The organism is Actinomadura sp. KC216 (genome assembly GCF_004348535.1).
Classification (GTDB): Bacteria; Actinomycetota; Actinomycetes; order Streptosporangiales; family Streptosporangiaceae; genus Spirillospora.
Genome location: NZ_SMJX01000361.1, coordinates 1 through 7,870, shown reverse-complemented (window position 1 = coordinate 7,870; position 7,870 = coordinate 1). Strand labels below are relative to the sequence as shown.

General features: G+C 72.8%; 8 protein-coding genes. 2 read left to right on the top strand and 6 right to left on the bottom strand.

Features of this window, described 5'->3' with window-relative positions; translation table 11 throughout:
* Together hemC and E1264_RS36890 are read left to right on the top strand one after the other, a co-directional pair.
* Window positions 1-912: hydroxymethylbilane synthase (gene hemC / locus E1264_RS36895; RefSeq protein ID WP_207936733.1), on the top strand; the 912-nt coding region annotated here is incomplete at its 5' end.
* 68 nt (window positions 913-980) lie between these two features.
* Complete coding sequence (locus E1264_RS36890) at window positions 981-1,331, top strand: DoxX family protein (RefSeq protein ID WP_132181226.1); 351 nt, start codon at window positions 981-983, stop codon at window positions 1,329-1,331.
* Window positions 1,332-1,334: 3 nt separating this feature from the next.
* Here E1264_RS36890 and E1264_RS36885 read toward each other — a convergent pair whose 3' ends face one another.
* The 6 genes from E1264_RS36885 to cas5 form a co-directional block, all read right to left on the bottom strand.
* A complete protein-coding gene (locus tag E1264_RS36885) occupies window positions 1,335-1,742 on the bottom strand; it encodes a cupin domain-containing protein (protein ID WP_132181224.1) in 408 nt (135 codons plus the stop codon).
* Window positions 1,743-2,564: a phosphoenolpyruvate hydrolase family protein gene (locus tag E1264_RS36880; protein WP_132181222.1), complete on the bottom strand. Its 822-nt coding sequence runs from the start codon at window positions 2,562-2,564 to the stop codon at window positions 1,743-1,745. It abuts the gene before it with no gap.
* Window positions 2,561-3,754: a Tm-1-like ATP-binding domain-containing protein gene (locus E1264_RS36875; protein ID WP_132181220.1), complete on the bottom strand. Its 1,194-nt coding sequence runs from the start codon at window positions 3,752-3,754 to the stop codon at window positions 2,561-2,563. Before E1264_RS36875 ends, E1264_RS36880 begins: the two co-directional genes overlap by 4 nt.
* Window positions 3,755-3,806: 52 nt before the next feature.
* Complete coding sequence (locus E1264_RS36870; protein WP_132181218.1) at window positions 3,807-4,505, bottom strand: ABC transporter ATP-binding protein; 699 nt, start codon at window positions 4,503-4,505, stop codon at window positions 3,807-3,809.
* Window positions 4,498-5,469 carry an ABC transporter ATP-binding protein gene (locus tag E1264_RS36865; RefSeq protein ID WP_132181216.1) on the bottom strand — a complete coding sequence of 324 codons (972 nt, stop codon included), beginning with the start codon at window positions 5,467-5,469 and terminating at the stop codon, window positions 4,498-4,500. Before E1264_RS36865 ends, E1264_RS36870 begins: the two co-directional genes overlap by 8 nt.
* Window positions 5,466-7,870: CRISPR-associated protein Cas5 (gene cas5 / locus E1264_RS36860; RefSeq protein ID WP_132181214.1), on the bottom strand; the 2,405-nt coding region annotated here is incomplete at its 5' end. The genes E1264_RS36865 and cas5, both read right to left, overlap by 4 nt.

Genomic DNA, 7,870 nt, shown 5'->3' with positions numbered 1-7,870 from the left:
CGGCTGGGTACGCGTACGTCTCCGCTGGCGATGGTGCAGGCCCGTGGCGTGGCCGCGCGGCTGGAGGAGCTGGCCGATGTCCGGGTCGAGGTGATCGGGATTCAGACGGCCGGGGACCGGCATCGGGGCCATCTGGGTGAGCTGGGCGGCAAGGGCGCGTTCATGCGTGAGATCGACCGGGCGTTGGTGACGGGCCGGGTCGATATCGCGGTGCACTGCCTCAAGGACGTGCCCGGTGATGTACCGCGTCCGGACGGGTTGGTTTTCGCCGCCTACGTGGAGCGTGACGACACCGCCGACGTGCTGCTGTTCCCCATGGCGAGCAAGGTCCAGCGCATGGCCGATCTCGCGCCCGGGGCGCGGGTGGGGACCTCGGCGGTGCGGCGCCGCGCGCAGCTCGGGCGGATCCGCACCGATCTCCGGGTCGAGTACCTGCGCGGCAACGTCAATTCGCGGCTCGGGCGGCTGGACGCGGGCGAGGAGTTCGACGCCGTCGTGCTGGCGCGGGCGAGTCTGGCGCGGCTGGGCATCGACCGGGCGGGCGAGGTGCTCGACATCGTCCCGGCCGTGGGCGCGGGCGTGCTGGCGGTGGACTGCCGCCGCGCTGATCACGACATCGTGGAACTGGTGCGGCTGCTGGACCACACGGACACCCGGCGCTGCGTGAGCGCGGAACGGGCGATGCTGCACGGGTTGCAGGGCCATTGCAACAGCCCGATCGCGGGATATGCGCGGCTGGAGCGGGACGGGCAGTTGTCCTTGCGTGGGATGGTCTTCACCCGGGACGGGTCCAAGTTCGTGCACTCGCACGAATGGTCGGCACCGGACAAGGGCCAGGATCTGGGCGCGTACGTGGCAGGCGACCTACTGCGCAAGGGCGCCCGTGACCTGATCGACGGCATCCCGCACTGAAGCGATTGCGTCACCTTCTCGGGTGCTCGTCCGTCTGTGTGGGGACACGTGGACATCGAGGGGGGATCATGCACGTCGCGTACATCGTGGTCACCGTTGTGACGATCTTGGCCAACGTCGCGATCGTCGTCGCCGATCTGGCCAGGACCGACTTCGTCCTGGCCAATGCGGCCGAGGTGGGAACGCCGCAGTGGTCGATCCCCGGCCTGGCGGCGCTCAAGGCCGCCGGGGCGGGTGGGCTCGCCCTCGGCCTGCTGGGGCTGGACGTGATCGGCATCGCCGCGGCCGCTGGGCTCGTGGCCTTCTTCGTCGGCGCGGTCGGCCTCCACTTGTGGAAACGCGTTCTGCATAACATCGCGTTCCCGGGAACCTTTCTCGCCTTGGCCGTGGCCTCCTTGGCTCTTGCAGCCACGCAGTGATCGCTAGGCCCGGCGCCATTCCGGGATGATGTCGGGGGCGTGGAGGCAGAAGTCGGGGGCGGACTCCAATGCCTTTTCTTCGCCGCCTGGGTTGTAGGTGACGATCAGGCGGAGCGGGCGCCATGTCGTGTTGTACGTGGAATGCCAGACGCCCTTCGGAATGTGGACGGCGTCGCCCTCGCGAATGGTGAACGGCTCGGCGTCGTCCACCATTTGCGTGGCCTCGCCGGAGATCACGTAGATGACCTCCTCGGCGGTGGGATGGTTGTGGCGCGCGTGGCCCTTGCCGGGGTTGACGATCACTTCGCCGAGCGTGCTGCTCGCGCCCGGCACGCCGGACGGGGTGACGAACCATTTGATCGAGCCCCAGTCGAAGGTCATCGTCGTCACGTCGCCGGGATTCAGCAGCATTCACAGCTCCAGGTTCTTGAAGGCGGCCACCTGTCGGGTGATGGCCTGTTCGGTCGGCAGCCGTTCGACGGAGGAGGCGCCGAAGAAGCCCACGACGCCTTGGGTGCGGGACAGGACGTAGGCGGCGTCGTCCGGTTCGGCGATGGGGCCGCCGTGGCAGAGTACGAGTATGTCGGGGCGGACGGCGGACGCGGCGTCCCGCATGGCCTGCACTCGGGCGACGGCCTCGTCCAGGGAAAGGGCTGTGCCTGCGCCGATGCTGCCCTTGGTGGTGAGTCCGACGTGCGGGACCAGGACGTCCGCGCCTGCCTCGGCCATCGCCCGCGCCTGGTCCTCGTCGAAGACGTACGGGGCGGTGACGAGGTCGCGCTCATGCGCCAGCCGCACCATTTCGATTTCCAGGTCGTAGCCCATGCCGGTCTCTTCGAGGTTCTGCCGGAACACCCCGTCGTAAAGACCGACCGTGGGGAAGTTCTGTACGCCGGAGAAACCCATCGCCTTGAGCTGGTCAAGGAATACCGGCATGAGGCGGAAGGGATCGGTGCCGCATACTCCGGCCAGGACGGGTGTTCGTCTTACTACGGGTAGGACTTCGGACGCCATTTCCACGACGATCTGGTTCGCGTCCCCATAGGGCAGGAGGCCCGCGAGTGATCCGCGTCCCGCCATCCGGTAGCGGCCCGAGTTGTAGATGATGATCAGGTCGACGCCGCCCGCCTCCGCGCACTTGGCGGACAGGCCCGTGCCCGCCCCCGCGCCGATGACGGGCCGCCCCTCCGCGACGCTCCTCCGCAGCCGCGCCAGGACGTCCTGACGGTTCATTCCGATCCTTCCGTGATCATCTGGTGCAGCCGGTCGGCCATCGCGCGGCCGAAGGCCGGGTCGTTGATGTTCATGTCGAGGCGTTCCGTCTCCACGGCGCCCTCCATCGCCGCGAAGCACGCCTCGTCCGCCTTCGGATCATGGAAGGGCATGCCGGGAGCGTCCAGCGCCGACACGCCCCCGAGCGGGATGAACAGGGCGGTGGGGCCGGTCGCGGCGGCCAGTTTCGCCGCCACGCGGCGTCCCAGCTCGGACATTTCGTCCGGCGTCGTCCGCATGAGGGTGACGGTCGGGTTGTGGACGTACAGGTTCCGGCCCGCGAACCGCTCCGGGACGGTCTCGCGCGGCCCGAAGTTGACCATGTCGAGGGCTCCGGGCGCGACGACCTGCGGAACCCCGTGCCGGCCCGCCGCGGTGAGGCGGTCGGGTCCGGCCGAAAGGACCCCGCCCACCAGGTCGTCCGCCAGCTCGGTCGTGGTCAGGTCGAGGACCCCGGCGAGCAGGCCGCTTTCCACGAGACCTTCGAGAGCGCGGCCGCCCGCGCCGGTCGCGTGGAAGACCAGGACCTCGTAGCCGAGTTCGTCAAGCCGTTCGCGGGCGGCGTCCACCGCCGGTGTCGTGACCCCGAACATCGACGCGGCCACGAGCGGACGCTCCTCGGCCAGAGGGGACACACGGGCCTTCGCCATTCCGGCCGCCGCCGCGGCGGCGTTGCCGAGGATCAGCCGTGACACCCGGTTAACGCCTGCGATGTCGACGACGCTGTACATCATCGTGACGTCCTTGGCGCCCACGTAGGGGGTCACGTCCCCGGACGCCATGGTCGACACGATCAGCTTGGGCAGGCCGATCGGCAGGTCACGGACGGCCCGTGCCGCAATGGACGAGCCGCCGCTCCCGCCGACGGCGAGGACGGCGTCGATCGGGTCCAGCCGGGCGAGCACGGCCGCCGCGCCCTCTCCCATGGCCGTGACCGCCGCGCCCCGGTCGCCCGCGTCCCGCAGCGCCGCCAGCGACGCGCCACCGGCCCGCGCGACCTCCTCGGCGGTGACGTCGGCGTCCAGCTCGGACGGGCCGATGCCGACGTCGACCAGGACCGCATCGCAGCCCAGTTCCCGGACCCGGTCACGCAGCCACGCGTACTCCGGCCCCTTGGTGTCCAGCGTCCCCACCAGTACGACAGTCGCCATGCGGCCCTCCCATCCCGGTACCGATTCCCCGGATGATCAGAGGGCAACCGGCTCAGCCGGGGGTGGGAACGGGGGTCTCCGTCGTCACGCCGTCCTCCAGGTTGAGGACGCGGTCGGCTTCGGCCAGGAGCGCCTCGTCGTGGGTGGCGACGATGACCGTGACGCCCTCGCTGGAGACGACGGCGCGCAGCAGCGGCATGATCGCGGCGGCCGTTTCGGAGTCGAGCTGGCCGGTGGGCTCGTCCGCCAGCAGCAGCCGGGGACGGTTCGCCAGGGCGCGGGCGATCGCGACGCGCTGGCGCTGGCCGCCGGACAGCTCGTACGGGCGCTGGGCGGCGTGGTCGGCCAGGCCGACGAGGCCCAGCAGGACGCGGACGCGTTCGTCGCGTTCCGCCGGGGGCGTCCTGACCAGGCGCAGCGGTATCTCGACGTTCTCCGCCGCCGACAGCACGGGGATCAGGCCGTGCGACTGGAACACGTAGCCGATGTGGTCGCGGCGCAGGGCCAGCAGCTCGTCCTCGCTGAGGGCGCCGACGTCGCCGCCGTTCACGCGGACGGTGCCGCCGTCCGCGGTCTCGAGGCCGCCGATCAGGTTCAGCAGGGTCGTCTTCCCCGAGCCGGAACGGCCCTTGATCGCGACGAGTTCCCCGGCCTCGACGGTGAAGGACGCGCCGCGCAGCGCGGGCACCTCCAGGTCGCCGGTGCGGAAGGTGCGGGTGAGCGACTCCACGACCACCATCGGCTCAGTCATCCCTACCTTCTTCCGGGGATCGCCCGAGCCGGTCGGGCCAGACGCCGACGTGGTCGGTCTCCAGGTTGAGGCGGACGCGGTCGCGCATGTCGAGGGCCTGGGTGAACCCCTTCGGCAGCTGGACGCGGCCGACGCGGTCGAGGACGGCGTACTCCTCGGCGGTCCGCGTGCCGTCCTCCGCGGAGCGGCGGCGGACCTCGCTGCTGGTGCGGCCGTCGCGGATGCCGATCGTCCGGTCGACGCGCTCGGTCACCTGCTTGTCGTGGGTGACGACGACGACCGTGGTGCCGAGTTCCTCGTTGACGCGGCGGAGCGCGGTGAAGACCTCGGCGCCGGTGGCGGTGTCGAGCTCGCCGGTGGGCTCGTCGGCGAGGACGACCTGGGGCTCGTTGGCGACGGCCACGGCGATCGCGATGCGCTGCTGCTGGCCGCCGGACAGCTCGTGCGGGCGGCGTCCCGCGCAGTCGCCGACGCCGAGCATGCCGAGGAGCTCGGCGGCGCGGGCGGCGCGGGCGCGGCGGGGCCGTCCGGCGAACCGCATCGGCAGCTCGACGTTCTGCCCGGCGGTCAGGTACGGGAGCAGGTTGCGGGACGTCTGCTGCCAGACGAACCCGACCTGCTCGCGCCGGAACCTCAGGCGTTCCTTGGACGCCATCGTCAGCAGGTCGGACCCGGCGACGCGGGCGACCCCGGCGGTCGGCACGTCCAGCCCGGACAGGATGTTCAGCAGCGTCGACTTCCCGGAGCCGGACGCCCCGACGATCGCGACCAGCTCGCCCGCGTCGACGAGCAGGTCGAGGCCCTGCAGCGCGACGACCTCGATGCCGTCGGTCTTGTAGATGCGGACGAGGTTGTCGCAGACGATGTGCGCGCCCTCGCCGTAGACGGGGCCGCGTTCGGCGGCGCGCCGCTCCAGCTCGGCCAGATCGGGCGCGTTGGTGCTGCCGGGTGCGTTGGTGCTCAAGAGTCCCCCGTTCTCAGGACGGTTCCGGGGCGGGCGTCGAAGGCGCGGTCCACGGCGACGGCAGCGGCGGCGGCGAGGAGCAGCGCGCCGAGGAGCCCGAGCAGCGCGGGCAGGCTCGGGACGTGGGCGGTGACGGCATGGCCGCCGGTGTAGGGGCGCAGGTCCACGACCGGGCCGGTGATCTCGGGCAGCATCAGCCCGAGCACCCAGCCGGCCCCGACCGCGCAGAGCAGGACGGGCGCGATCTCCACGAGCGCGAGGCGGCGGCTCTGCCGCCGGCTGAGGCCGAGGGCGCGCAGGTGGGCGACGGTCCGGCCGCGGGCGCGGGCCCCGACGACGAGGACGAGCAGGACGGCGAGGAGCCCGAAGGCGCCGCCGATGAGGGAGCCGTCCCGGAACGTGTCGCGGACGACGGACACCATCGGCACGTCCGTCATGGTCCGCAGCACGTCCTGGCGCAGGTGGACGCCGCGTCCGGGGGCGGCGGCGCTGAGCTTCCTCGCGTCGAGGTCGTCCCCGGAGACGAAGACCTGCGACGGGAACCCGGTCGCGCCCGCGACGGCCTTGTACGGGACGACGATGAACGCGCTCCCCGGCGACTGCCCCGGGAAGTGCTCGATCACCCCCGGCGACTGCACGCGGATCGGGTCCATTCCGGCGCGGCTGAGCGTCGCGGCGCCCGGTCCCATCGTGCGGGCGGCGAGCGGCGAGGCGAGCGCGGCTGGCGCGCCGCCGGGGATTCCGGGCACGCCGGGCGCCAGGTCGCGGTAGGCGGCGAGGTCCACGCCGACGACGGTCATCGGCGCCGTGTTCGACTCGGTCGTCACCTCCGTGATGACGCGGGCGCGCACGGCTCCGGTCACGCCGGGGACGGCGCGGACGCGGGCGAGGGCCGCCTCGTCCATCGGCCCGGCCTCGATGCGGCCGTCGGCGCCGACCTCGGCCCAGGACGCGCGTTCCTGCCCGGTCCGCAGCCCCGTCTCGACGGTGGCGGTGAAGCCCGCGACGGTGGCGGCGAGCAGAAGCACGACGAGCGGGAGCGCGCCGACGAGGGTCTGCCGGGACGCGCGGGCGATGCCGATGAACGCGACCGCGCCGCGGCGCCGCCGCAGGAACGGACCGGCGGCGCGCAGCAGGTACGGATAGGCGCGCAGGACCAGCACTGCGAGCGCCGCGCCGAGCAGCACCGGGACGGCGGCGATCAGCGGGTCGGTGCCCGCCCGCTCCCCGCGCTGGCGCAGCAGCACGGCGGCGATCACGGCGAGGGCGATGAGCAGCGCGTCCAGGACGAACCGGCGCCGCGACGGCCGGGCCGAGACCAGGTCGTCCCGGCGGCCCGACGAGGACCCGACGCCTGCGTCCCGCTCCCGCAGCACCATGACGACCGGGACGGCGAGGACGGCGGCGACCGGCACGGCGACCGCGTAGATCGAGCTGGTCTGGGGCGGACCGGCGCCGAGGAGGCGTCCGGCGGCGTATCCGAGCGCGGCGGACGGGACGGCGGCCAGCGCCGTCAGCCCGCAGGCGGGCACGGCGAGCTGCCGCAGCGACGCGCCGCGCGCCCGCATCGTCCAGAGGACCGGTCTGAGCCGTTCCCCGAGCAGCCCGGCGGCCAGCAGCAGCACCCCGGCGGCGACCGCGACGAGCCCGCCGAGCACGAGCGCGAGGACGGATTCGGCGGTGCGGAGCTGGCCCGCGAAGGCGTCCAGCCGGTCGTCCAGCGCGGTCACGACGGCGCAGGGGAACATCCCGGTGCGGCCCTGGACGGCGGAGCGGAACGCGTCCATGTCGCCCGCCACCTCGCGGGCGCCGGACGCGCCGATCGCGCCGGGGCGTACCGGAAACCGCCAGCTGAAGGTGAAGTCCCGCCCGGGCGTGCGCGCGGCCATGGCGTAGGCGGCGCCGTCGATCAGCGCCGTGCCCGCATCGGCCTCCAAGGGATCCCTGTCACCGACCGTCTCCCGCACCGGGTGCAGGATCCGGGCGCGGGGCGCCCAGTACGGGTCGGCGGCGTTCACCGGCTCGTACAGGCCGGTGATCTGGACGCGCAGCGCTGGCTCCGCGGGCGCGCCGCCCGCCGCGGCGATGCGGTCGCCGACCTTGTAGCCGAGCCGGTCGGCGAACGTCCTGGAGACCATGACCCGAAGGTCCTCGCCGGGCTTCAGGTCGAAGCTGTAGGAGGGGTTGCCCGCGACGACGCGGACGCGCTCCCACGCGCCGACGTCCCAGCCCAGGTAGAGCAGCCTCGGCCGGGAGAACCGCCCGTCGATGTACATGCGGTCGCTGGTGGCGGACGCCTCGGGCTGCCCCGTCACGGCGCGCAGGGACGACGGCATCAGCTGCTGGTAGGTGAGGCCGTGGGAGACCAGCGCGTCCCGAGCCAGGACGCGCTGGTCTCCCA

Excerpts from the sequence above, each read along its gene's own strand:
- E1264_RS36880 (WP_132181222.1), bottom strand. The coding sequence starts at position 2,564 with ATGAACCGTCAGGACGTCCTGGCGCGGCTGCGGAGGAGCGTCGCGGAG.
- E1264_RS36890 (WP_132181226.1), top strand. The coding sequence starts at position 981 with ATGCACGTCGCGTACATCGTGGTCACCGTTGTGACGATCTTGGCCAAC.
- E1264_RS36870 (WP_132181218.1), bottom strand. The coding sequence starts at position 4,505 with ATGACTGAGCCGATGGTGGTCGTGGAGTCGCTCACCCGCACCTTCCGC.
- E1264_RS36875 (WP_132181220.1), bottom strand. The coding sequence starts at position 3,754 with ATGGCGACTGTCGTACTGGTGGGGACGCTGGACACCAAGGGGCCGGAG.
- E1264_RS36885 (WP_132181224.1), bottom strand. The coding sequence starts at position 1,742 with ATGCTGCTGAATCCCGGCGACGTGACGACGATGACCTTCGACTGGGGC.